This is a genomic window from Streptomyces sp. NPDC050732 (assembly GCF_040654255.1).
Classification (GTDB): domain Bacteria; phylum Actinomycetota; class Actinomycetes; order Streptomycetales; family Streptomycetaceae; genus Streptomyces.
In genome coordinates this window covers 14,873-35,663 of sequence record NZ_JBFAHP010000023.1, presented here as the reverse complement: position 1 = coordinate 35,663, position 20,791 = coordinate 14,873, and the positions used below count along the sequence as shown (strand labels likewise).

The 20,791-nt window shown below is 73.5% G+C and carries 19 protein-coding genes and 1 pseudogene; 12 read left to right on the top strand and 8 right to left on the bottom strand.

Features of this window, described 5'->3' with window-relative positions; translation table 11 throughout:
• Window positions 1-19: 19 nt before the first annotated feature.
• Window positions 20-154: pseudogene (locus AB0H82_RS21590) on the top strand (3-carboxy-cis,cis-muconate cycloisomerase); the annotation flags it as partial.
• Window positions 151-1,326: a 3-oxoadipate enol-lactonase gene (gene pcaD / locus AB0H82_RS21585; RefSeq protein ID WP_362995021.1), complete on the top strand. Its 1,176-nt coding sequence runs from the start codon at window positions 151-153 to the stop codon at window positions 1,324-1,326. The pseudogene AB0H82_RS21590 and the gene pcaD, both read left to right, overlap by 4 nt.
• A gap of 39 nt (window positions 1,327-1,365) precedes the next feature.
• Here the strand turns inward: pcaD and AB0H82_RS21580 are convergent, their stop codons facing one another.
• Together AB0H82_RS21580 and AB0H82_RS21575 are read right to left on the bottom strand one after the other, a co-directional pair.
• Complete coding sequence (locus AB0H82_RS21580; protein WP_362995019.1) at window positions 1,366-2,292, bottom strand: SDR family oxidoreductase; 927 nt, start codon at window positions 2,290-2,292, stop codon at window positions 1,366-1,368.
• Between the two features lie 26 nt (window positions 2,293-2,318).
• A complete protein-coding gene (locus AB0H82_RS21575; RefSeq protein WP_362995017.1) occupies window positions 2,319-3,083 on the bottom strand; it encodes an SDR family oxidoreductase in 765 nt (254 codons plus the stop codon).
• Between the two features lie 69 nt (window positions 3,084-3,152).
• On the opposite strand from AB0H82_RS21575, the gene AB0H82_RS21570 reads away from it, so the two are divergent.
• The 4 genes from AB0H82_RS21570 to AB0H82_RS21555 are packed head-to-tail and all read left to right on the top strand — an operon-like array spanning window position 3,153 to window position 6,662.
• Window positions 3,153-3,908 carry an enoyl-CoA hydratase family protein gene (locus tag AB0H82_RS21570; RefSeq protein WP_362995015.1) on the top strand — a complete coding sequence of 252 codons (756 nt, stop codon included), beginning with the start codon at window positions 3,153-3,155 and terminating at the stop codon, window positions 3,906-3,908.
• Window positions 3,905-4,795 (top strand): CoA-transferase, encoded by an 891-nt coding sequence (locus tag AB0H82_RS21565; protein ID WP_362995013.1) that lies wholly within the window; start codon window positions 3,905-3,907, stop codon window positions 4,793-4,795. The genes AB0H82_RS21570 and AB0H82_RS21565 overlap by 4 nt, the downstream gene beginning before the upstream one ends.
• The gene (locus AB0H82_RS21560) at window positions 4,792-5,565 is read left to right on the top strand and encodes a CoA-transferase (RefSeq protein ID WP_362995011.1); all 774 of its coding nucleotides are present in this window, start codon (window positions 4,792-4,794) and stop codon (window positions 5,563-5,565) included. Before AB0H82_RS21565 ends, AB0H82_RS21560 begins: the two co-directional genes overlap by 4 nt.
• A gap of 20 nt (window positions 5,566-5,585) precedes the next feature.
• Entirely contained in the window at window positions 5,586-6,662 is a 1,077-nt protein-coding gene (locus AB0H82_RS21555) for a nitronate monooxygenase (protein ID WP_362995172.1), read from the top strand.
• Here AB0H82_RS21555 and AB0H82_RS21550 read toward each other — a convergent pair.
• The 4 genes from AB0H82_RS21550 to AB0H82_RS21535 all read right to left on the bottom strand — a co-directional run bounded on the left by AB0H82_RS21550 (window position 6,642) and on the right by AB0H82_RS21535 (window position 12,110).
• Window positions 6,642-9,305, bottom strand: coding sequence for an AAA family ATPase (locus tag AB0H82_RS21550; protein ID WP_362995009.1), 2,664 nt, complete (start codon window positions 9,303-9,305; stop codon window positions 6,642-6,644). The genes AB0H82_RS21555 and AB0H82_RS21550 overlap by 21 nt on opposite strands.
• 149 nt (window positions 9,306-9,454) lie before the next feature.
• Window positions 9,455-10,612, bottom strand: coding sequence for an acetyl-CoA C-acetyltransferase (locus AB0H82_RS21545; RefSeq protein ID WP_362995007.1), 1,158 nt, complete (start codon window positions 10,610-10,612; stop codon window positions 9,455-9,457).
• A 46-nt stretch (window positions 10,613-10,658) separates the two neighbouring features.
• Window positions 10,659-11,303: a TetR/AcrR family transcriptional regulator gene (locus AB0H82_RS21540; protein ID WP_362995005.1), complete on the bottom strand. Its 645-nt coding sequence runs from the start codon at window positions 11,301-11,303 to the stop codon at window positions 10,659-10,661.
• Between the two features lie 15 nt (window positions 11,304-11,318).
• Window positions 11,319-12,110: an SDR family oxidoreductase gene (locus AB0H82_RS21535; protein ID WP_362995003.1), complete on the bottom strand. Its 792-nt coding sequence runs from the start codon at window positions 12,108-12,110 to the stop codon at window positions 11,319-11,321.
• A 109-nt stretch (window positions 12,111-12,219) separates the two neighbouring features.
• Between AB0H82_RS21535 and AB0H82_RS21530 the strand changes: the two genes are divergently transcribed.
• The 4 genes from AB0H82_RS21530 to AB0H82_RS21515 all read left to right on the top strand — a co-directional run bounded on the left by AB0H82_RS21530 (window position 12,220) and on the right by AB0H82_RS21515 (window position 16,710).
• Window positions 12,220-13,392: an acyl-CoA dehydrogenase family protein gene (locus tag AB0H82_RS21530; RefSeq protein WP_362995001.1), complete on the top strand. Its 1,173-nt coding sequence runs from the start codon at window positions 12,220-12,222 to the stop codon at window positions 13,390-13,392.
• Entirely contained in the window at window positions 13,392-14,378 is a 987-nt protein-coding gene (locus AB0H82_RS21525) for an acyl-CoA dehydrogenase family protein (RefSeq protein WP_362994999.1), read from the top strand. The genes AB0H82_RS21530 and AB0H82_RS21525 overlap by 1 nt, the downstream gene beginning before the upstream one ends.
• 109 nt (window positions 14,379-14,487) lie before the next feature.
• Window positions 14,488-15,672, top strand: a complete 1,185-nt coding sequence (locus AB0H82_RS21520; RefSeq protein WP_362994997.1) for an anhydro-N-acetylmuramic acid kinase — start codon at window positions 14,488-14,490, stop codon at window positions 15,670-15,672.
• Between the two features lie 84 nt (window positions 15,673-15,756).
• Complete coding sequence (locus AB0H82_RS21515; RefSeq protein WP_362994995.1) at window positions 15,757-16,710, top strand: DUF2510 domain-containing protein; 954 nt, start codon at window positions 15,757-15,759, stop codon at window positions 16,708-16,710.
• A 143-nt stretch (window positions 16,711-16,853) separates the two neighbouring features.
• Here AB0H82_RS21515 and AB0H82_RS21510 read toward each other — a convergent pair whose 3' ends face one another.
• Window positions 16,854-17,438, bottom strand: a complete 585-nt coding sequence (locus AB0H82_RS21510) for a TetR/AcrR family transcriptional regulator (protein ID WP_362994993.1) — start codon at window positions 17,436-17,438, stop codon at window positions 16,854-16,856.
• Window positions 17,439-17,597: 159 nt separating this feature from the next.
• Between AB0H82_RS21510 and AB0H82_RS21505 the strand changes: the two genes are divergently transcribed.
• Window positions 17,598-18,434 (top strand): phosphatase PAP2 family protein, encoded by an 837-nt coding sequence (locus AB0H82_RS21505; RefSeq protein ID WP_362994991.1) that lies wholly within the window; start codon window positions 17,598-17,600, stop codon window positions 18,432-18,434.
• Window positions 18,431-19,342, top strand: coding sequence for a DMT family transporter (locus AB0H82_RS21500; RefSeq protein ID WP_362994989.1), 912 nt, complete (start codon window positions 18,431-18,433; stop codon window positions 19,340-19,342). The genes AB0H82_RS21505 and AB0H82_RS21500 overlap by 4 nt, the downstream gene beginning before the upstream one ends.
• A gap of 303 nt (window positions 19,343-19,645) precedes the next feature.
• Here AB0H82_RS21500 and AB0H82_RS21495 read toward each other — a convergent pair whose 3' ends face one another.
• The gene (locus AB0H82_RS21495) at window positions 19,646-20,584 is read right to left on the bottom strand and encodes a phospholipid scramblase-related protein (protein WP_362994987.1); all 939 of its coding nucleotides are present in this window, start codon (window positions 20,582-20,584) and stop codon (window positions 19,646-19,648) included.
• Between the last annotated feature and the right edge of the window lie 207 nt (window positions 20,585-20,791).

Sequence of the window (20,791 nt, the reverse complement as noted above, 5' to 3'; positions counted from 1 at the left end):
ACCGCGCGACAGGCCCTGCGCGAAGGATCTCCTCACCAGGGTGGCCGGGCGCGCCCGCACCGAAGGGTGGACGTTCGCGGAGATCCTCGCCGACCCCACCCGCTACACCGGTCTCGCCGGTGAACTGACCGACCGCGCCCTGGAGCGACGTTGACCGGCGAACCGCGCGGCGGGAGCAAGCTGCCGCACCACACCGTCGAAGGGGCCGCGAGCGCGCCGCCGCTCCTCCTCGGCCCGTCTCTGGGCACCTCCACCGCCCTGTGGGACGCCGTCGCACCCGAACTCTCCACCGCCCACCGCGTCGTGCGCTGGGACCTGCCGGGCCACGGCCGGTCCCCCGCCGACCTGATCGGCCCCGGCGCGACGGTCGCCGACCTCGCCGGGCTCGTCCTCGCGCTCGCCGACTCCCTCGGGATCGACCGCTTCGCGTACGCCGGGGTCTCGCTGGGCGGCGCCGTGGGGCTGCATCTGGCGGCCCGGCACCCCGACCGGGTGACCGGCCTCGCCGTGATCTGCTCGTCGGCGCACTTCGGCGGCGCCGGACCGTGGCGGGAGCGGGCCGCGCTGGCGCGCCGCGAGGGCCTGGCCGGGCTGGCGGAGTCGGCGCCGGGGCGCTGGTTCACGCCGGGGTTCACGGTGCCCGCCCTCGTGGCGGACCTCCGGGCGGCCGACCCGGGCGCGTACGCGGCGTGCTGCGACGCCCTGGCCGCGTACGACATGCGGGACGCGCTGGCGTCGATCGTCGCGCCCACGCTGGTCGTCGCCGGACGCGCGGACCCGGCGACTCCGCCCGCCCACGCGCGGGAGATCGCCGACGCCGTGCCGGGCGCCTCCCTGATGGAGCTCGCGAACGCCTCCCACCTGGCCCCCGCGGAACGCCCCGACGCGGTGGCGGCGGCCCTGCGCGCCCACTTCACGGGCCCGCCGCCGAACGGCACGGCCGTGCGGCGCGCCGTGCTCGGCGACGCGCACGTGGACCGCGCACAGGCGCGCACGACCCCCTTCACGGCGCGCTTCCAGGACTTCATCTCCCGTTACGCGTGGGGCGAGATCTGGACCGACCCCACGCTCGCACGCCGCGAGCGCAGCATGATCACCATGACCGCGCTGGTCGCCCGCGGCCACCTCGACGAGCTCGCGATGCATGTGCGCGCCGCCCGCGGGATCGGTCTGACGCCCGAGGAGATCGGCGCGGTCCTGCTGCAGACGGCGGTGTACTGCGGGGTTCCCGCGGCCAACGCGGCGTTCGCGGTCGCCGAGCGGGTGCTCACCGAGGAAGCCGGGGACGCCAGGGAAGCCGGGGGCGGCGGTCACGGCAGAGGGTGACATGTGCCGCCCGGGTCCGTGCAGCGGCGCGCTGCGGCGTCATCGGGCCCCGTACACCGGCCGGGGCGCCTCCGCCTCCGCGAGCAGCTTCAGTGTCGTCTCGCCCGCCTCCGCCGGGGTCCAGCGGGCGCCCTTGTCGGCGGTGGGGCCGGGGCGCCAGCCCTCCATGACGGTGATGCGGCCCGCCTCGCTCTCGAAGACGCGGCCCGTGACCCCGGCGGAGGCGGGTGAGCCCAGCCAGACGACGAGGGGGGACACGTTCTCCGGGGCCATCGTGTCGAAGCCGCCGTCCTCGGGGGCGGCCATCGTGTCGGCGAAGGTCTGCTCGGTCATGCGGGTCCTGGCGGCAGGCGCGATGGCGTTCACACGCACTCCGTAGGAGGCCAGTTCGGCGGCGGCGACCAGGGTGAGGCCGAGGATGCCCGCCTTGGCGGCGCTGTAGTTGCCCTGTCCGACGCTGCCGGAAAGGCCCGCTCCGGAGCTGGTGTTGACCACGCACGCGTGCGGGGTCCTGCCTGCTTTCGCCTCGGCGCGCCAGTGGGCGCCCGCGTGCTTCAGCGGGAGGAAGTGCCCCTTGAGGTGGACGCGCATCACGGCGTCCCAGCCGTCCTCCTCAAGGTTGACCAGCATGCGGTCCCGTAGGAAGCCCGCGTTGTTGACGAGGGTGTCGAGGCGCCCGTACGTGTCGAGTGCGGTCCGCACCAGCGAGGCGGCGCCCTCGGACGTGGCGATGTCGCCGCCGTGCGCGACGGCCTCGCCGCCCGCCGCGCGGATCTCCTCGACGACATCGTGGGCCGGCCCGTGGGAAGCCCCCGATCCGTCGGGCCCCACGCCGAGGTCGTTGACGACGACCCGGGCGCCTTCGGCCGCGTACGCGCGCGCGTGCGCCCTGCCGAGGCCGCGGCCCGCACCCGTGACGATCACGACGCGGCCTTCGCAGATCCCGGACCTGGCAGCTGACGTCATGGCGGAACTCCTCGGGTGGCGTGCGGTCAGTGGTTGACGGAAGCGGCGGCCAGGAACGCGGGGCGTTCGCCGCCGCCGTGCACCCGGAGCGCGGCTCCGCTGATGTACCGGGCGCGGTCGGAGGCGAGGAAGACGCACGCGTCGCCGACGTCGGAGGGGTCGGCGAGGCGGCCCAGGGGGACGGTGCGGGCGACCTGGGCGATGCCTTCCTCGTCGCCGTAGTGCAGGGCGGCGCTCTCGGTGCGGGCCAGGCCGAGGACGACCGTGTTGACGCGAACGGCCGGGGCCCATTCGACGGCCATGGTCCCCGCGAGGTTCTCCAGGCCCGCCTTCGCGGCACCGTACGCACCGCTGCCGGGTGAGGGCCGGGTGCCGCTGACGCTGCCGATCATCGTGACGCTGCCGCCGGTCTCCTGACCGCGCATCACTTCATACGCGGCGAGCGACGCGTACAGCGGTGCGAGCAGATTCAGCTCGACGATCTTGGTCTGGCGGGCCGGCGCGGTCTCGGCGAGCAGTCCGAACGGAGTCCCTCCCGCGTTGTTCACGAGAGCGTCCACCGAGCCGTGGTCCGCCGCGACCTCGGTGAAGAAGGCGCGGGCCGCCGCCGCGTCGCGCAGGTCGAGCGGTCTGAACTCGGCCGCGGCGCCCGCCGCTTCGACGGGCCGGTCCGGCGGCCTGCGGGCACAGACGACGACCCGGGCGCCGGCGGCGAGGAAGCTGCGGGCGATGCCGGCACCGACGCCGCGGGTGCCGCCGGTCACGACGACCACCTGTCGGGTGTCAGTCATCGCTGCTACCTTTCCAACTAACAAATGTTTGGTTGAAGGCGTGTGGGTTGAAAGGTAGCGGATCGTCTGATGTCTGTCTCCACCTCCGCCCCGGACAAGGGCGTCACCGTCGTCACCGTCGACTACCCACCCGTCAACGCCCTCCCGGTGCGCGGCTGGTACGACCTGGCGGACGCGGTGCGCGCCGCCGGGCGCGCCCCCGGAACGCGCTGCGTCGTCCTGACCGCCGAGGGCCGGGGGTTCAACGCGGGCGTGGACATCAAGGAGATGCAGCGCGACACCGGCCACACCACGCTGATCGGCGCCAACCGCGGGTGCTACGAGGCGTTCTCCGCGGTGTACGAGTGCGAGGTACCCGTCGTCGCGGCCGTGCACGGCTTCTGCCTGGGCGGCGGCATAGGCCTCGTAGGGAACGCGGACGCGATCGTGGCGAGCGAGGACGCCACCTTCGGCCTGCCCGAGCTGGACCGGGGCGCGCTCGGCGCGGCCACGCACCTGGCCCGCCTCGTCCCGCAGCACCTGATGCGCGCCCTGTACTACACCTCGCGGACCGCGACGGCCGCCGAGCTGCACGCGCACGGCTCCGTGTGGCGGATCGTGCCCCGCGCGGAACTGCGCGACGCCGCGCTGGAGTTGGCACGGGAGATCGCCCGCAAGGACGGCACGCTGCTGCGTTTCGCCAAGGCCGCGATCAACGGAATCGACCCCGTGGACGTGCACCGCAGCTACCGCTTCGAGCAGGGCTTCACCTTCGAGGCGAACCTCAGCGGCCTGGCCGACCGCATCCGAGCGGACTTCGGGACGCGAGAAGAGGGCGAGTCATGAGCGACAGAACCAGCGGGACCGGCAGGACCGACAAGAAGATGACGCCCGACGAGATCGTGGGGCGACTCGCCAGCGGCATGACGCTCGGCATCGGCGGCTGGGGCTCGCGCCGCAAGCCGATGGCGCTGGTCCGCGCACTGCTGCGGTCCGACGTCACGGACCTGACCGTCGTGTCGTACGGCGGCCCGGACATCGGCCTGCTCGCCGCGGCCGGCCGCATCCGCAAGCTCGTCACGGCCTTCACCACCCTCGACTCGATCCCCCTGGAGCCGCACTTCCGCGCGGCACGCGAGCGTGCCGCCTTCGAACTCGTCGAGCTGGACGAGGCGATGTTCATGCAGGGCCTCACCGCGGGCGCCCAGCGGCTGCCGTTCCTGCCGATCCGCGCGGGCCTCGGCTCGGACGTCCTGAGGGTCAACCCTCAGCTCCGGACGGTCACTTCGCCGTACGAGGACGGGGAGGAGCTCGTCGCCGTGCCCGCCCTGCGGATGGACGCGGCCCTGGTCCACCTGAACCGCGCCGACCGCTTCGGCAACGGCCAGTACCTCGGCCCCGACCCCTACTTCGACGACCTGTTCTGCGAGGCCTCCGACACCGCGTACGTCTCGTGCGAGCGGATCGTCGAATCCGCCGAGCTCACCGCGCACGCCGCGCCCCAGACGATGCTCGTCTCCCGGCACGCGGTCACGGGCGTGACCGAGACACCCAAGGGCGCGCACTTCACGTCCTGCGTGCCCGACTACGCACGCGACGAACCCTTCCAGAAGGCATACGCCACCGCGGCGGCCGACCCGGAGGCCTGGCGGGCCTTCCGCGACCGCTTCCTCGCCGGAACCGAGCGGGACTACCACCTGGCCGTCCAGGCCTGGCACAAGGAGCAGCGATGACGCCGACTGCCGAACGGGCAGCCACCCGCGCCGAGTACTGCGTGATCGCCTGCGCCGAGGCGTGGCGGGACGACGGTGAGATCCTCGCCTCCCCCATGGGCACGGTCCCGTCCGTCGCGGCCCGCCTCGCCAGGCTGACCTTCTCCCCCGACCTGCTGCTCACGGACGGCGAGGCCCTGCTCATCGGCGACGTCCCGGCCGTCGGCTCCGCGTCTGCGGTGGCCGAGGGCTGGCTGCCGTACCGCAGGCATCTGACCATGGTGATGGGCGGCCGGCGGCACGTGATGATGGGCGCGAGCCAGCTCGACCGCTTCGGCAACCAGAACATCTCGTGCATCGGCGCTTGGGAGCGTCCGAAGCGGCAGCTTCTTGGCGTGCGCGGCGCACCGGTCAACACGCTCAACAATCCGGTGAGTTACTGGATTCCGCGGCATTCGGCGCGGGTGTTCGTCGAGAAGGTCGACATGATCAGCGGGGTCGGGTACGACAGCGCGGCCGCCGCCGGGCCCTCCGCGACCCGCTTCCACGAGCTGCGCCGAGTCGTCTCCGATCTCGGCGTCTTCGACTTCGGAACGCCGGATCACGCGATGCGCCTGGTCTCCCTGCACCCGGGCGTGACCCTGGAGGAGGTGCGTGAAGCCACCGGGTTCACCCTGGCCGTGCCGGACGACGGTGTCCCGTACACCCGCGAGCCGACCGCCGAGGAGCTGCGGCTGATCCGCGACGTGGTGGACCCGTCCGGCCTGCGCGACCGTGAGGTGCGCTCGTGACACCCACCATGACACCGACTTTGAAGACGCCGCTCACCGAACTGGTCGGTGTCCGGCACCCGGTCGTCCAGACCGGCATGGGGTGGGTGGCGGGCCCCCGCCTGGTCTCCGCGACCGCGAACGCCGGGGCGCTCGGCATCCTGGCCTCCGCGACCATGACGGTCGAGCAGCTGCGGGCGGCCGTCCGCGAGGTCAAGTCCCGTACGCCCGCGCCCTTCGGGGTGAACCTGCGGGCGGACGCGGGCGACGCGCGGGACCGGGTCCGGATCATCATCGACGAAGGGGTGCGGGTCGCGTCCTTCGCGCTCGCGCCGTCCAAGGAGCTGATCGCCGAGCTCAAGGACGCCGGCGTGGTGGTGATCCCCTCGGTCGGCGCGCGACGGCACGCCGAGAAGGTCGCCGCCTGGGGCGCGGACGCGGTGCTCGTGCAGGGCGGCGAGGGCGGCGGCCACACCGGCGAGGTCGCCACCACCGTGCTGCTGCCGCAGGTCGTCGACGCGGTGGGCATTCCCGTGGTCGCGGCCGGCGGTTTCTACGACGGCCGCGGCCTGGTGGCCGCCCTCGCCTACGGTGCCGCGGGCGTCGCCATGGGCACCCGCTTCCTGCTCACCTCGGACTCTCCGGTGCCGGACGCGGTCAAGGCGCGCTATCTGGCCGCCTCCGTCAAGGACGTCACGGTCACCACGCGCGTGGACGGCCTCCCGCACCGCATGCTGCGCACGGAGCTGGTGGCGGGCCTCGAAAGGTCCGGCCGCCTCGCCTCCCTCGCCCGCGCGGTGCGACACGCGGCGGCGTTCCGGAAGGTGTCCGGCCTCGGCTGGGCACGGCTGGCCCGCGACGGCCTCGCGATGAAGCACGGCAAGGACCTCACCTGGAGCCAGGTCCTCCTCGCCGCGAACACCCCCATGATGCTCAGATCGGCGATGGTGGACGGCCGTCCGGAGCTGGGCGTGATGGCTTCGGGCCAGGTGGCGGGCGTCATAGACGACCTGCCCTCGTGCGCGGAGCTGGTGGCACGGCTGATGCGGGAGGCGGCCGAGGTCATGGACGGGCTGCGCGGTCGGTACGGCCCGGGGTCAGGCCCGCCCGGCGACTGAGGACCGCGGGCCCAGGTGGTCAAGGGCCCGGTCGGCGAGACCGTCCGCCCCGCAGGTCCGCGCCAGGGTCAGGCCGTGCTCCAGCTCCACCGCGGAACCCGCCGCGATCCCGTACTCGACGCGGGCGACCGCGTGTTCGTACGCGCAGGGCGACGCTTCCAGGTAGGTGACGGCCTGGCGGTACAGCGCGACGGCGCGCGGGCCGGTCTCCAGGGCCGCCGCACACCGCAGCGCCTCACCGATCGCGGTGTCCGTGCCGAACCGCTCGGCCTGCATCCGGGCGTCCGAGACGAGGTGCGCCGCCCGCCTGGGGTCCTCGTCGGCCAGGGCGCGAGCGAGATCGTATGCCCACGGTGCGAGGACGGTGTTGTACTGGCCGCGCGCCGTCAGCGCCTTCGCCGTGGCCTCCAGTTCGTTGAGTCCCTCCTCCGTGCGCCCGAGGGCGAGCAGGAGCCGCCCGCGCACGGACGGCGCGTCGGGGACGTAGATCGTGGAGGCGGAGGGCGGCGCGAAGCCGTACCGGTCGGCGACCTCACCGGCCTCCTCGATGTGTCCGCGGGCCAGGAGCGTGTCGATGAGCATGCTCGCCGCCTCCCAGTGCATGGGCAGGCCCTGGCCGACGCGGTCGGCCAGGCGCAGGCTCTCGCGCAGCGAGTGCTCGGCGTCGGTCAGCCGGCCGCGCCTGCGGTACACGTAGCCGAGGAAGGCGTGGGCGAGTGCGAGGTGGCCGCCGCTCCAGCCCGCGGTCTCGTAGGCGCGCACGGCCTCGGTGAACAGGCTCTCCGCGCGGTCGAGGCGGTCCGAGAAGGCGTACGACCCGCCGAGCATCAGGCGGAGCTCGAAGCTCCACTCCGTGTCGGTCCAGCCGAGTCCGGGCGCGAGGCGGCCGTTGACGAGGGCGCGGTCGCAGAGCTCGACGACCAGTTCCGCGCTCTCGCCGCGGGTCATGGCGTCGAAGGCGCGCAGGATCAGCAGGGCGCGCTCGGAGTTGTCGCGGCCGGTGAGCGGTCCGGCGAGGGCGGCCAGCCGTCGCGAGCGTCCCGGCGAGTCCTGCTCGCCCGCGTGGATGCCCTCCCACATGTAGTGCACGGCTTGCAGGCGCAGCCTCGCGGGCCCCTGTTCGAGCCTGGCCGCCTCCTCGGCGATGGCCCGCAGGCCTTCCTCCAGCTGGTCGTTGTGGACGAAGGCCTGGGAGAGGCGGCAGACCGCGTCGACGCGCAGCTCCCGGTCGAGGCCGCGCATCGAGAGGGCTTCGCGCAGATGGCGGATGGTGGTGGCGGGCGAGGTGAGCATGGTGGCGCAGCCGAGTTCGTAGAGCACGCGGGCGTGGATCTCGGGCAGGGGTGGCTCGCGCAGGGCCCGCTCCAGGCAGCGGCGGGCCGCGTCGGGCGCGCCGACGGCGAGGTGTTCGGCGGCGGCCTCGCGCAGCTGCTCGACGAGCTCGGGGTCGTCGTCCGGGTGGACTTCCAGGAGGTGGCGGGAGGCGGCCGCCGCGCCACGCCCGGAGAGGGTGACGATGGAGGCGGCCTGGCCATGCATCGCGGTACGGGTGGCCGCGGGGATGGAGTGGTAGACCGTGCTGGCGATCAGGGGGTGGACGAACTCCAGGCCGTCGTCGCCCCCGGTCAGGATGCGTGCGGTGCACAGCCGCTCCGCGCAGCGTTCGGCGCTGTCGGGCAGCATGCCGGCGAGCTGGGCGGCCAGGTCGAGGGAGATGGCGCTGCCGAGGATGGCGGCGGCCCAGGCGAAGCGGGTGGCGTCGGTGCCGAGTCCTTCGAGGCGGGCGACCAGGCCGCGGCCGCGGGCGCTGCGGTTGAGGGCGCGCAGTTCGTCGGCGGAGCTCTCCACCGGTTCGAGTTCGCTGTCCTGGACCTTGGCGAGGAGTTCGACGGATTCGTACGGGTTGCCGCCGGTGACCGCCCAGACCTCGCGGCAGAACGGGGCGTCGGCGTGCTCGCCGAGCGTCGCGCGGGTCAGGCCGGCCGCGGCGTCCGGCGTGAGGGCGCGCAGCGTGCTGAAGGAGCGGGCCTCGGCGGCGACCGTCGCCAGGTGGCGGGCGCTGTCGCCGGTGGCCTCGCCGGGCCTGCGGGCGACCACGACGAGTACGGGCAGTTCGTCGAGGCGCTGGGCGAACGTGGCCAGCCAGTGCAGTGTTTCCTGGTCGGCCCAGTGCGCGTCGTCGATGAGGAGGACGAGCGGCCAGTGCAGTCGGGAGAGCCGGGAGACCGCTTCGACGAGGCCGTCGCAGACGCCCTGCGGATCGGCCTGGGGTCCGCCGGGCTCGGCTATGCCGAGGGCGGGGCCCGCGATGTCGTAGCAGTCGCCGAAGTACTCGCGGGCCTCGTCGGGGGTGAGCTGGACGAGCGCGGGCTGCAGCAGTTGCCGCACCACGTTGAAGGGGACGGAGGTGACCGTCTCGCCGCCGCGTGCGGACCAGACCGTGGCGCGGCCCTCCGCCATGCGGCGCACTTCGGCGAGGAGCGCGGTCTTGCCGATGCCCGCCTCTCCGCAGAAGGCGAGCAGGCCGCCCGTGGTCGTCGCGTCGGCGCAGAGCTCCTCGACGGCCTGGGCCACCGCGGCGAGTTCGACGTCGCGCTCCCACAGCGGGGCCCAGGCGGCTCCTCCGGGCCGTCCCTGCGTCATCGCGCTACCTCCCGGGGTCGCTCAATCGACGTACAGAAGTCGAGACTAGCCGGGTCGGGGCCGCTGTGGAGCGCGGTCGGGGCAGGTACTCCCCGCAAGGGGTGAGGAAGAGGGCGTCCCGGGGACGGCCGGTGTACACCCGTGGGCCGTCAGAGGCGTTCGACGACGGTCACGTTGGCCTGGCCGCCGCCCTCGCACATCGTCTGGAGGCCGAACCGGCCGCCGGTGCGCTCCAGTTCGTGCAGGAGGGTCGTCATCAGCTTGACGCCGGTCGCGCCCAGGGGGTGGCCGAGTGCGATCGCGCCGCCGTTGACGTTGACCTTCTCGGGGTCGGCGCCGGTCTCCTTCAGCCAGGCGAGGACGACGGGCGCGAACGCTTCGTTGATCTCGACGAGGTCGATGTCGGCGATGCCCATGCCGGTCTTCTTGAGGGCGTGCGCGGTGGCGGGGATGGGCGCGGAGAGCATCCGGATGGGGTCCTCGCCGCGCACGGAGAGGTGGTGGACGCGGGCGCGGGGCGTCAGCCCGTGTTCCCGTACGGCCCGTTCGCTCGCGATGAGCAGTGCGGCGGCGCCGTCGGACACCTGTGAGGAGCAGGCGGCGGTGATCGTGCCGTCGTCGAGGACGGGCTTGAGGGCCGCCATCTTCTCCAGGGTCGTGTCGCGCCGGGGGCCCTCGTCGGTGGTGACGTCTCCATAGGGGACGAGTTCGCGGTCGAAGCGGCCCTCGTCGATGGCGCGCACCGCCCGCCGGTGCGAGCGGAGCGCGAACTCCTCCATGTCGCGGCGGGATATGTCCCACTTCTCGGCGATCAGCTGGGCGCCGTGGAACTGGTTCACGGGCCGGTTTCCGTAGCGGGCGCGCCAGCCCTCGCTGCCCGCGTACGGGCCTTCGGTGAGGCCGAGGGGTTCGGCGGCCTGCCGGGAGGCGAACGCGATGGGGATCATCGACATGTTCTGGGTGCCGCCCGCGACGACGAGGTCCTGGGTGCCGGAGAGGACGCCCTGGGCCGCGAAGTGGAGGGCCTGCTGGGAGGAGCCGCACTGCCGGTCGATCGTCACGCCGGGCACCTCTTCGGGGAGTCCGGCCGCGAGCCAGCTGGTGCGGGCGATGTCGCCGGCCTGGGGTCCCACCGTGTCCAGGCAGCCGAAGACGACGTCCTCGACGGCGGCGGGGTCGATGCCGGTGCGTTCGACGAGCGCCTTGAGGACGTGGGCGCCCAGGTCGGCCGGGTGGACCCCGGAGAGTCCTCCCTTGCGCCTGCCGACGGGGGTGCGGACCGCTTCGACGATGTAGGCCTCGGCCATGACTGCGTACTCCTCGGTCGGGGGGCGCCGTGTGACGACGCGCCGCTCACATACGTACGGAGATGCCGTCCAGGACCATCGACAGGTACTGGCGGGCGATCTCCTCGGGGCTGTGGCCGCCGCCGGGGCGGTACCAGGACGCGGCGACCCAGACGGTGTCGCGCACGAAGCGGTAGGCGAGCCGGACGTCCAGGTCGGCGCGGAAGACGCCTTCCGCGACGCCTCGCTCCAGCGTCGTCAGCCAGGCCTTCTCGAAGCGCTGCTGCGAGTCCGACAGGTACTGGAAGCGCTCCTGTGCGACCAGGTGTCTGGCCTCCTTCTGGTAGATGGCGACGGCGGCGCGGTGCCGGTCGATCTCGCGGAAGGACTCGGTGACGAGGGCTTCGAGTGTCGCCCGGGGGTCGAGCTGGGCCTGGAGGACGGTGTCGTACCCGTCCCACAGTTCGGTGAGGAAGGTGCGGAGGATCTCTTCGAGCATCGACTCCTTGGAGTCGAAGTGGTAGTAGAGGCTGCCGGCGAGCATGCCCGCGGAGTCGGCGATCTTGCGGACCGTCGTCGCGTTGTACCCCTGCTCCGCGAAGACGTCGGCGGCGATGCCGAGGAGTTCGCGGCGGCGCTCGGGCGAGGGGCTCACCTGGGGCTTCTTCTTGGTGGCGGGCTTTTCACCGGCACCCTGTCTCTGATTCGGCACACCGTCATTCTCCGCCTACGCGTGCTGGCTGCTGACCGAGACCGTCTCCCCCGTCATGTACGAGGAGTAGCCGCCGGCCAGGAAGACGATGACGTTGGCTATCTCCCAGGGCTCCGCGTGCCGTCCGAACGCCTCGCGTGCGGTGAGCTCTTCGAGGAGCTCGGGCGAGGTGACCTTCGCGAGGTGGGGGTGGAGGGCGAGGCTCGGCGCGACCGCGTTGACCCGGATGCCGTGGGGGGCGGCTTCGAGGGCGGCGCACCGGGTGAGGGCCATGACGCCCGCCTTCGCCGCTGCGTAGTGCGCCTGTCCCACCTGGGCGCGCCAGCCGAGCACGGAGGCGTTGTTCACGAGCACGCCGCCCCGGCCGGCGGCGCGCAGGCGGCGCAGGGCGGCCCGGGTGGAGCGGAAGGTGCCGTTCAGCGTGACGTCGATGACCTTGTCCCACTGCTCGTCGGTCATCTCCGTGAGCTCGGCGGTCCCGCCGAGTCCGGCGTTGTTCACGACGATGTCGAGGTGGTCGTGGCGCCGCTCCGCCAGGTCGAACAGCGCCTGGATCTGCCCGTCGTCGGTGACGTCGCACGGGATGCCGTCGACCCGGTCGGCGCCGAACTCCTCGGCGAGCGACGCCACCGTCTCCTTGGTGCGGCGCGGGTGGGCGTCTCCTATGACGACGCGCGCGCCCTCCTCCAGGAAGCGGCGTGCGGTGGCGCCGCCGATACCGGCTCCGGCGGCCGCCGTGATCACGGCGGTGCGGCCCGCGAGCAGGTCGTGCGCGGGCTCGTAGACGGGTGCGGCGGGCACGTTCATTGAGGTCCCCGATTCCGGATCAGGCCTGAGTCCCGGCTCTCGACTCCTTGACTCCCCTCAAGGTAATCTACCAAACACTTGTTAGGGAATACCGAGGGGTGGGCCACCGATGGACCTCGACTTCACCGCAGGGGAAGAGGAGTTCAGGCAGCGGGCGCGCGCCTGGCTCGCCGCGCATGTGCCCGCCGTGCCCCTGCCCTCGCTGGAGACCGAGGAAGGTTTCGCGGCCCACCGGGAGTGGGAGCGCACGCTCGCCGCCGACCGCTGGTCGGTGGTGTCCTGGCCCGAGGAGTACGGCGGGCAGGGCGTCGACATCGTCAAGTGGCTGGTGTTCGAGGAGGAGTACTACGCGGCGGGCGCCCCGGGCCGCGTCTCGCAGAACGGCATCAGCCTCCTCGCGCCCACCCTCTTCGACTTCGGCACCGAGGAGCAGCGCGCGCGGCTGCTGCCGCCCACGGCGACCGGCGAGGTGATCTGGGCGCAGGCCTGGTCGGAGCCGGAGTCGGGCTCCGACCTCGCGTCGCTGCGCTCCACCGCCCGCCGCACGGACGGCGGTTGGCTGATCAGCGGGCAGAAGACGTGGTCGTCGCGGGCCGCGTTCGCCGACCGCGCGTTCGGCCTGTTCCGCAGCGGGCCGCCCGAGGGCCGCGAGGACAAGCCGCACCGGGGCCTGACGTATCTGATGTTCCCGCTCGACGCGGACGGGGTGACGGTCCGTCCCCTTGGGCGCCTGGACGGCAAGCCCGCCTTCGCCGAGCTCTTCCTGGACGACGTCTTCGTGCCGGACGAGGACGTGATCGGCGAGCCGGGCCAGGGCTGGCGGATCGCCATGTCCGCCACGGGCGACGAGCGCGGTCTGACGCTGCGCTCCCCCGGCCGCTTCCTCGCCGCCGCGGACCGGCTGGCCCGGCAGTGGCGGGAGCGCGCGGACCCGGCCGACACAGCGCTGCGCGACCGCGTCGCCGACGCCGTCGTCGGGGCGCGCGCCTATGAGTTGTTCACCTGGGCCAACGCCTCGCGGTGCACGGCCGGCGAGACGCTCGGCGCCGAGTCCAGTCTCAACAAGGTCTTCTGGTCGGAGTACGACATCGCGCTGCACGAGACGGCGCTCGACCTGCTCGGCCCGGACGGCGAGCTGACCGACGGCGCCCCACCGGACGGCTCCGACTGGGCCGAGGGCTACGTCTTCGCACTCGCCGGCCCCATCTACGCGGGGACGAACGAGATCCAGCGCGACATCATCGCCGAGCGCCTGCTCGGTCTGCCGAAGGGACGCCGCTGATGAGGTTCCTCCTCGACACAGGGCAGCGGGAGTTCGCCCGCTCCCTGGACGCGATGCTGACGGCAGCCGACACGGTGGCGGCCACGCGCGCGTGGAGCCTCGGTGACCACGCACGGGGGCGGGCGGTGTGGACGAGGCTCGCGGACGCGGGGGTCTTCGCGCTGCCGGTGCCCGTGGAGTACGAGGGCGTGGGGCCGCTGTCCGTGGAGACGGCCGTCGCCTTCGTGGAGCTGGGGCGGCACGCCGTGCCGGGGCCGACCGTCGAGACGGTGGCGGCGGCCGTGCTCCTGGCGCACCTGGCCGAGGAGGGCGAGCGGGGACCGGCCAAGCGCTTCCTGCCCTCCCTGGCCTCGGGGGCGGCGAGCGCGACGCTGACGCTGCCGGACGGCGGCCCGCACGCCCTGGACGCCGACGCGGCGGACCTGCTCCTCGCCGTGACGGACGGCGACCTGCGGCTGGCCCCCGGGCACGCGCGCGTGCGCCGCTCCCTGGACCCCGCGCGGCGCCTCGCCGCGCCGCTGCCCGGCGGGGAACTGCTCGCCTCGGGCCCCGCCGTGACGGCGGCGGCGCGGCGGGCGGGCGACTGGGCGGCGCTCGCCACGGCGGCGCAGTCCCTCGGCGTCGGCGTCGCGCTGCTCGACAGGACCGTGGCGTACGTGAAGCAGCGCGCCCAGTTCGGGGCGCCGATCGGGACGTTCCAGGCCGTCAAGCACCGGCTCGCGGACGTGCTGCTGCGCCTGGAGTTCGCGCGGCCGCTGGTGTTCGGCGCCGCGACGACCATGGCGCCGGCGGATGTGGCCGCCGCCAAGGTGACGGCGGGCGAGGCCGCGTACGGCGCGGCCCGTGCCGCGCTCCAGCTGCACGGGGCGATCGGGTACACGGCGGAGTTCGACCTCTCCCTGTGGCTCACCAAGGCGCGGGCGCTGCGGAGCGCCTGGGGGGATCCGGGGGTGTGTCGGGGGCGGGTCCTCGACGCCCGGGAGTGAGGGGGTCCGCGGCTGCACCGGGTGCCGCTTTCCGGAACACGAGCCGCCCGCGGCCCCCGGGATGCGATGATCAAGCACATTGGTGAGCCGACCGAGAAGGAGGCCCCACGTGCGCGTGATCGGGCTGATGTCAGGGACCTCGTACGACGCGATCGACGCGGCAGCCGCCGATCTGACCCTCGACGGCGACCGTCTGACGCTCACCCCCCTCGGGCTGATCAGCCGTGGCTACGAAGAAGGGCTGCGCTCCCGGCTCGCGGCCGCGCTGCCGCCCGCCGCCACCACGCTCGCCGAGGTGTGCCGCCTGGACACCGGCATCGGGCGGGCCTTCGCGGCCGCCGCGGTCGAGGCGGACCGTGAGCTGTGCGACGGGCGGGCCGAGTTGGTCGCCTCGCACGGGCAGACCGTCTACCACTGGGTGGCGGACGGGCGGGTGCACGGCACGCTGCAGCTCGGGCAGCCCGCGTGGATCGCCGAGGCGACCGGCCTGCCGGTGGTCGCCGACTTCCGCCCCCGGGACATCGCGGCGGGCGGCCAAGGGGCGCCCCTGGTCAGCCTGGTGGACCGGATGTGGCTGCGCGGCAGGCCGGGCAGTCCGGCCGCGCTGAACCTCGGCGGCATCGCCAACATCACCGCGGCCGACGGCACCGCCTTCGACACCGGCCCGGCCAACGCGCTGATCGACGCCGCCGTGTGCGAGGCGACGGGCGGTCGTCTCGCCTACGACCTGGACGGCGAACTGGCCGCCCGCGGCACGGTCGACGAAGGGCTCCTCGCCCGGCTCCTGGCCGAGCCCTACTATGCCCTTCCAGCGCCGAAGACGACGGGCAAGGAGCTCTTCCATCTGCCGTATCTGCGCGAGGCGTTGGAGGGGTACGAGGAGCTGCCCGCCGAGGACGTCGTCGCCACGCTCACCCGTCTCACCGCCCGCACGGTCGCCGACGCCGTCCGCTCCGTACGCGCCTCCGAGGCCGTCGTCTCCGGCGGCGGGACGCGCAATCCGGCGCTGATGGCCGCGGTGCGGGCGGAGTTGGGCGACGGGATCCCGGTGCGCACCTCCGACGAGCTCGGCCTGCCCGCCGCGGCGAAGGAGGCGTATGCCTTCGCCGTCCTCGGCTTCCTGACCCTGCACGGCCTCCCCGGCACCGTCCCCGCGAGCACAGGGGCGCGGCACGCGAGCGTGCTGGGTTCGATCACGCCGGGGCGCCGGGGCATGCCGTGGCCCCGGGGGGCGGCGGGGGCCCGGGGGCCGGAGCGGCTCGTGGTCAACGGCCATGGGAGCGGGGGCCGGTAGAAAAGTGCGGGGCCGGTGGAAAGGGCCAATTTATGGAGGCCCCCTCTCATCCGCCTTTCACGCTGTGCTCATACGCTGGCGGCCATGACCCAGATGACTCCCCCAGGCTGGTACCCCGACCCCGGCCAGACCGCCGGCGGTCCTCCCACCGAGCGCTGGTGGGACGGGAACGTGTGGACGGACCAGGTGCGGGCCGCCGCCGGTACCGCGGCGTACCCGACTCAACCGGCCTATCCGGCGTACCCCGGACAGGCCCCCGCCCCGCGCCGCACCCTGCGCGCGGCGATAGCCGCCGGCGTGGTGCTCGTCGTGCTCGCCGGGATAGGCGGCGGCGTGTACGCCCTGACCTCGGACGACGGCGGGGACGGCGCCGACACCGTGGGCAGGGAGCCGTCGGCCGACGCCCCGCGGGAGCCGGGAGCGCCGGACCCGACGGAGTCACCCCGGGCGCCGCGGTCGCCGGGCGCGCCCGAGGGGCAGCCTCCGGGACAGGAGGCGGGCTTCGCGAGCGATGTGGTGAACGGCATCAAGATTCCCGTGCCGGACGGCTGGAAGGGCGGCGCCACGCAGTACGGCGCCGGGGTACAGACGGACCCGATCCCCTGCCCCGGGAATGCGGAAGAACAGTGCACCCGCGGCAGCGCGTACTCCCAGTCGGCCGAGGAGCTGGACCTCGACGGCAAGACGCCCGAGGCGGCCGCCAAGGAGGACATCAAGAAGAACGCGAAGGACGGATACGGCGGCAAGACCTACGGCAAGATCACCTCGCACAAGGTGCTGGCCTCCGAGTCGATCACCGTGGCGGGCCAGAAGGGCTACCACGTCCGCTGGAAGGCCGTGACGCAGAAGAGCGACGACGGCTACGTCGAGTCGCTCGTCTTCCCGTCCCCCGCCGACAAGTCGAAGCTCGTCGTCGTCCGCATGGGCATCGACGTCAACGACAAGGCCCCCTCACCCTCGTACATGGACAAGATCGCCAAGGGGATCAAGGCGGGCCCGGTCGGCGAGGGCGCCGGCGGGGCCGGCCAGGACGTGTAGCGGCAGCCGACAACGGGGCCGGACGGGGATCCTCGCCGCTCAGGAGGAACCCCGTCCGGCCCGGGGGTGCGCGCCGCCCCCGTCCCCACGGTGCGGCGCGGGCGGGCCCGGGGCGCGTCATCCGACAGACCCGGGCCCACGATCTAGGTGAGGCCCAGTGCGGGGAGCACGCACGCCTCCACGAAGCGGGTCACGTACTCCTCGTCGGCGTACGCGCCCTCCAGGATCGGCCTGGCCCGCAGCACGCCGAACAGCTGCACGGAGAGGAACTCCACCGCCGGGTGTCCCGCGGCGATCTCGCCGCGCTCGACCCCGCGCTCGATGATCGCCGCCATGGCCCTGAGCTCCGGCTCGACCAGCGTCTCGCGCAGCACCCGCTGCAGGTCCTCGTCCTGCAGGACCGCGTGGCTGAGCGCCTGGACCAGCATGGTGTCGCGCCCCGACTGCTCGCCCGCGGCCCGGGCGGCCTCCCGCAGGTCCCCGGCGAGGCTGCCGGTGTCGATGCCGGCGAACCGCACGCAGCGGTTGGCGCGCAGCGCGGCGGCCACGAACTGGGGCTTGGTCTTCCACTGACGGTAGAGCGTGGACTTGCTGCACCGGGTGCGGGCGGCCACGCCTTCCATGGTCAGCGCCTCGTAGCCGCACTCGCGGAGCTGGTCGAGGACGGCGTCGTAGAACTCCTGCTCACGCTCCGGCGTGATCTTCGAGCGGCTCGACGTCGACGTCATGGCTCTTCTCCTCGGTACGGCGGCCGATCGGCCCGATCGACACCTTTCGAAACGCGAGTGTACCGGTACGCCTCCGTATCGGTACACTGGCGTATCGATGAGTGGGGCGATCCTCCGCTCAGACCGCACTACCCAGTCATCACGCAAAGGGGCCGGGGGATGGAATCCCGAACCGAGCCTGCCGAACGGGAGCCGGACATATCCGTCCGGGAGCCGGGCGCGACCGCCGTCCGGAAGCCGGACACATCTGCCCGACCGCCCCTCGTCCGCGAGCTCCTCCTCGTCGTAGGACTTTTCCTCGTCTACAAATTCGGCAGGCAGCTCGCCAACGGTCACACCGGCGAGGCCTTCCACAACGCGCACCGCGTCTGGGACGCCGAGCGCTCGCTGCACCTGCCCGGCGAGGGCACCGTGCAGGACGCCCTGCTCAGCAGCGACACGCTGATCCACGTCGCGAACACGTACTACGCGACCGTGCACTTCCCGGCGACGCTGCTGTTCCTGGTCTGGCTGTACTGGCGCCGCCCCCGGCACTACGTGTGGACGCGGCGGGTGCTCGCCGCGCTGACCGCGGCCGCGCTCGTGCTGCACCTCGGCTTCCCGCTCGCGCCGCCGCGGATGCTGGACGCCGCGCACCTCGTCGACACGGCGCAGGTCTACGGGCCGTCGGTGTACGCCGCCAAGCCCGCGACCGACACCATGGCGAACCAGTTCGCGGCCATGCCCTCGCTGCACTTCGGCTGGGCGCTGATGCTCGCCGTCGGGCTGATCGCCGCCACCTCGTCGCGGTGGCGCTGGCTGTGGCTGCTGCACCCGCTGGTGACGCTGCTCGTGGTCGTCGGCACCGCCAACCACTACTGGCTCGACGCGTTCGCAGCGACCGCGCTGCTAGGCATCGCGCTCGCGGTGATCCGGCTGCAGCGCCCGGGGCCCTCACTGGTCGTGCGCCGCTCGGCGCCCGTACGGGAACTGATCACCACAGGGGCCGGCCGATGAACGCCACACTCCTCGCCGTCGCGCTCTCCCTCGTCTCGGCGGCCGCCTACGCCGCCGCGGCGGTCGCCCAGGAGCGGCTCGCCTCGCGCGTCCGCGAGGGCGAGAGCGGGGCCCTGCGGATGCTCGGCAACGGCACCTGGTGGTCCTCCGTCGGACTCAACGCGTCCGCCGCGCTCCTGCACGTGGCGGCCCTGAAGTACGGCCCGCTCACCCTGGTCCAGCCGCTCGGCGCCCTCACCCTGGTCGCCGCCGTGCCGCTGGGCGCGCGGCTCGCGGGCCGCCGGGTCACGCGCCTGGAGTGGCGCGGCACCGGGCTCACGCTCATCGGCCTGGGCACGCTGCTCCTGACCGCGTCGGGACCGGCGCCGGACGACACGCTGACCGTGCCGGAGGCGCTGGTCGTGGCCGCCGCGACCATGGCGGTCATCGGGGTCCTCTCCCGGCCCGGCACGCGGCCCGGACTGCGGCACGCGACCGCGTCCGGCTTCGCCTCCGGGGTCGCCTCGGCGCTCACCCAGACCGTGACGGTCGCCGTCACGGACCGGTCGGGCCCGCTGCTCAGCCCGCAGGTGGTCATCGTGGCCCTGCTGGTCGCGGCGTTCGCCGCGGGCGGGCTGCTGCTCTCGCAGACCGCCTACCGCGGCGGCCTCGGCGCACCCCTCGCCGTGGTGACCCTCGCCAACCCCGTGGCGGCCTCGGTCATCGGCGTCGCCCTGCTCGGCGAGCGCCTCCAGGGCGGGGCCGGCGGGATCCTCGTCGCCGTGGCGGGCGCGGCGGTGGCGGCGTACGGGGTGGTGGTGCTCACGCGGTCACCGCGCGACGTGGCGGGCGAGCCCGTACCGGAGCCGCTGCCCTCGATCCCGGCTCAGCCGGTGGAGCGTGCGGGGCTGCGGCTCTCGCGGTCCTGACCCCGCGTCTCCCTTACACCGACGGCGTCGGCGGCACCCTGTCCCTCCGGGGGGGTGCGGCCGACGCCGTCGTGTGGGTCTGCGGGTCGGATGTGGCTGGTCGCGCAGTTCCCCGCGCCCCTGGGGAAGCCGTCGCTCGGTCGGACGCTGGGGCGCCCCCTGCCCACCCGGGGCGGGCAGGCGATGTCGCTTGGGGACTGCGGGCCGGATGTGGCTGAGCGCGCAGTTCCCCGCGCCCCTGGGGAAGCCGTCGCTCGGTCGGACGCACCCCACTCGGGGCCCCTCATGGGGCTCTGTGTTCGGCTATCCGAAGCCGCGGGCGTCCTGCTTCAGGGCCGTGTCGACCGTGAGGGCCGTCGCCACGACGAGGCTCAGGAGCGGCTCGGGCAGCTGGTAGTGGATCTGCAGGACGTAGTTGTCCGCGGTCGTGAACATCGTCTTGGCGAGGCCTTCCCAGGTCTTCGTGATCCGGGCGACCTCGTTGTCGGCGTGGTCGACGATCGAGAAGTTCCAGGCGCGCCAGTTCTCCGCCTTGATCGCGCCGACCTGCTGGCCGTTCACCATCATCGCGAAGTTGATCTTGCCGATCATGTTCTGCTGGACGATCTCGCCGACCTGCTGGCCGTCCGGGCGCTCGACGATCACCCGCGACTTCATGAACTTGCGGGGGCGGGTCAGCATCATCTGCGGCTGGCCGTACGCGTCGCGGATCTCCAGCTTGTGCGTCATGAACTGGTCGACGCTGGCCACGAAGCGCGCGACCTTCTTCAGCGCGCTCTGGCCGACCTGGACGACCGAGCCGAGCGTGTTGCCCGCCTGGTCCATGACGCTGTACTCGTTCGTCAGCTCGATGAGCTTGGCCTTCTGGTTCACGACCAGGACGGGCTCCGTGAACAGCGTGCCGCCGCCCTGCGCGGACGGCGCGACACCGGCCTGCTTCTGCACCTGGCGCTGCACCTTGCCCGGGTCGGCCGTCGGCGGAGCCTGCGGGTGCGCCTGCGGCTGGCCGAACTGGCCCTGCGGCGCCTGCGCCTGGGGCTGAGCCTGTGCCTGGGGCTGGCCGAACTGACCCTGCGCGGGCTGCTGGGCCTGAGCGGGCTGCTGCGCCTGCTGCGGAACCTGGCCCTGCGGGGCCGGGTTGGTGTGGTCCGTCCACTGGGCGCCGTCCCACCAACGGAGCAGCTGGGCCGCGCCGTGCGGGTCCGGGTACCAGCCTGCAGGAGTGTTCGAATGCGTTGTCACCCGGGAGACCCTACCCCCCGGGCACGGGCCGTCCGCCAGTCACTTCGCACGGGTGTGACCTCCGACTCATCCGGCGCCTCGCCCGCACCTGCGGGCACGTCGTAGCTGGTCGCGCAGTTCCCCACATCGCCCTCGGCCGCCGCGAAGTGGCCGAGGGTCGCGCGCGGCGCCGTGGTGACCCGCGTGACGTCCGGGGTTCTGGACGCG

Bases quoted from the DNA above. Each gene is read 5' to 3' on its own strand.
- AB0H82_RS21580 (WP_362995019.1), bottom strand. From the start codon at position 2,292: ATGACGTCAGCTGCCAGGTCCGGGATCTGCGAAGGCCGCGTCGTGATC.
- AB0H82_RS21575 (WP_362995017.1), bottom strand. From the start codon at position 3,083: ATGACTGACACCCGACAGGTGGTCGTCGTGACCGGCGGCACCCGCGGC.
- AB0H82_RS21570 (WP_362995015.1), top strand. From the start codon at position 3,153: ATGTCTGTCTCCACCTCCGCCCCGGACAAGGGCGTCACCGTCGTCACC.
- AB0H82_RS21565 (WP_362995013.1), top strand. From the start codon at position 3,905: ATGAGCGACAGAACCAGCGGGACCGGCAGGACCGACAAGAAGATGACG.
- AB0H82_RS21560 (WP_362995011.1), top strand. From the start codon at position 4,792: ATGACGCCGACTGCCGAACGGGCAGCCACCCGCGCCGAGTACTGCGTG.
- AB0H82_RS21550 (WP_362995009.1), bottom strand. From the start codon at position 9,305: ATGACGCAGGGACGGCCCGGAGGAGCCGCCTGGGCCCCGCTGTGGGAG.
- AB0H82_RS21545 (WP_362995007.1), bottom strand. From the start codon at position 10,612: ATGGCCGAGGCCTACATCGTCGAAGCGGTCCGCACCCCCGTCGGCAGG.
- AB0H82_RS21535 (WP_362995003.1), bottom strand. From the start codon at position 12,110: ATGAACGTGCCCGCCGCACCCGTCTACGAGCCCGCGCACGACCTGCTC.
- AB0H82_RS21530 (WP_362995001.1), top strand. From the start codon at position 12,220: ATGGACCTCGACTTCACCGCAGGGGAAGAGGAGTTCAGGCAGCGGGCG.
- AB0H82_RS21525 (WP_362994999.1), top strand. From the start codon at position 13,392: ATGAGGTTCCTCCTCGACACAGGGCAGCGGGAGTTCGCCCGCTCCCTG.
- AB0H82_RS21515 (WP_362994995.1), top strand. From the start codon at position 15,757: ATGACCCAGATGACTCCCCCAGGCTGGTACCCCGACCCCGGCCAGACC.
- AB0H82_RS21510 (WP_362994993.1), bottom strand. From the start codon at position 17,438: ATGACGTCGACGTCGAGCCGCTCGAAGATCACGCCGGAGCGTGAGCAG.
- AB0H82_RS21505 (WP_362994991.1), top strand. From the start codon at position 17,598: ATGGAATCCCGAACCGAGCCTGCCGAACGGGAGCCGGACATATCCGTC.
- AB0H82_RS21500 (WP_362994989.1), top strand. From the start codon at position 18,431: ATGAACGCCACACTCCTCGCCGTCGCGCTCTCCCTCGTCTCGGCGGCC.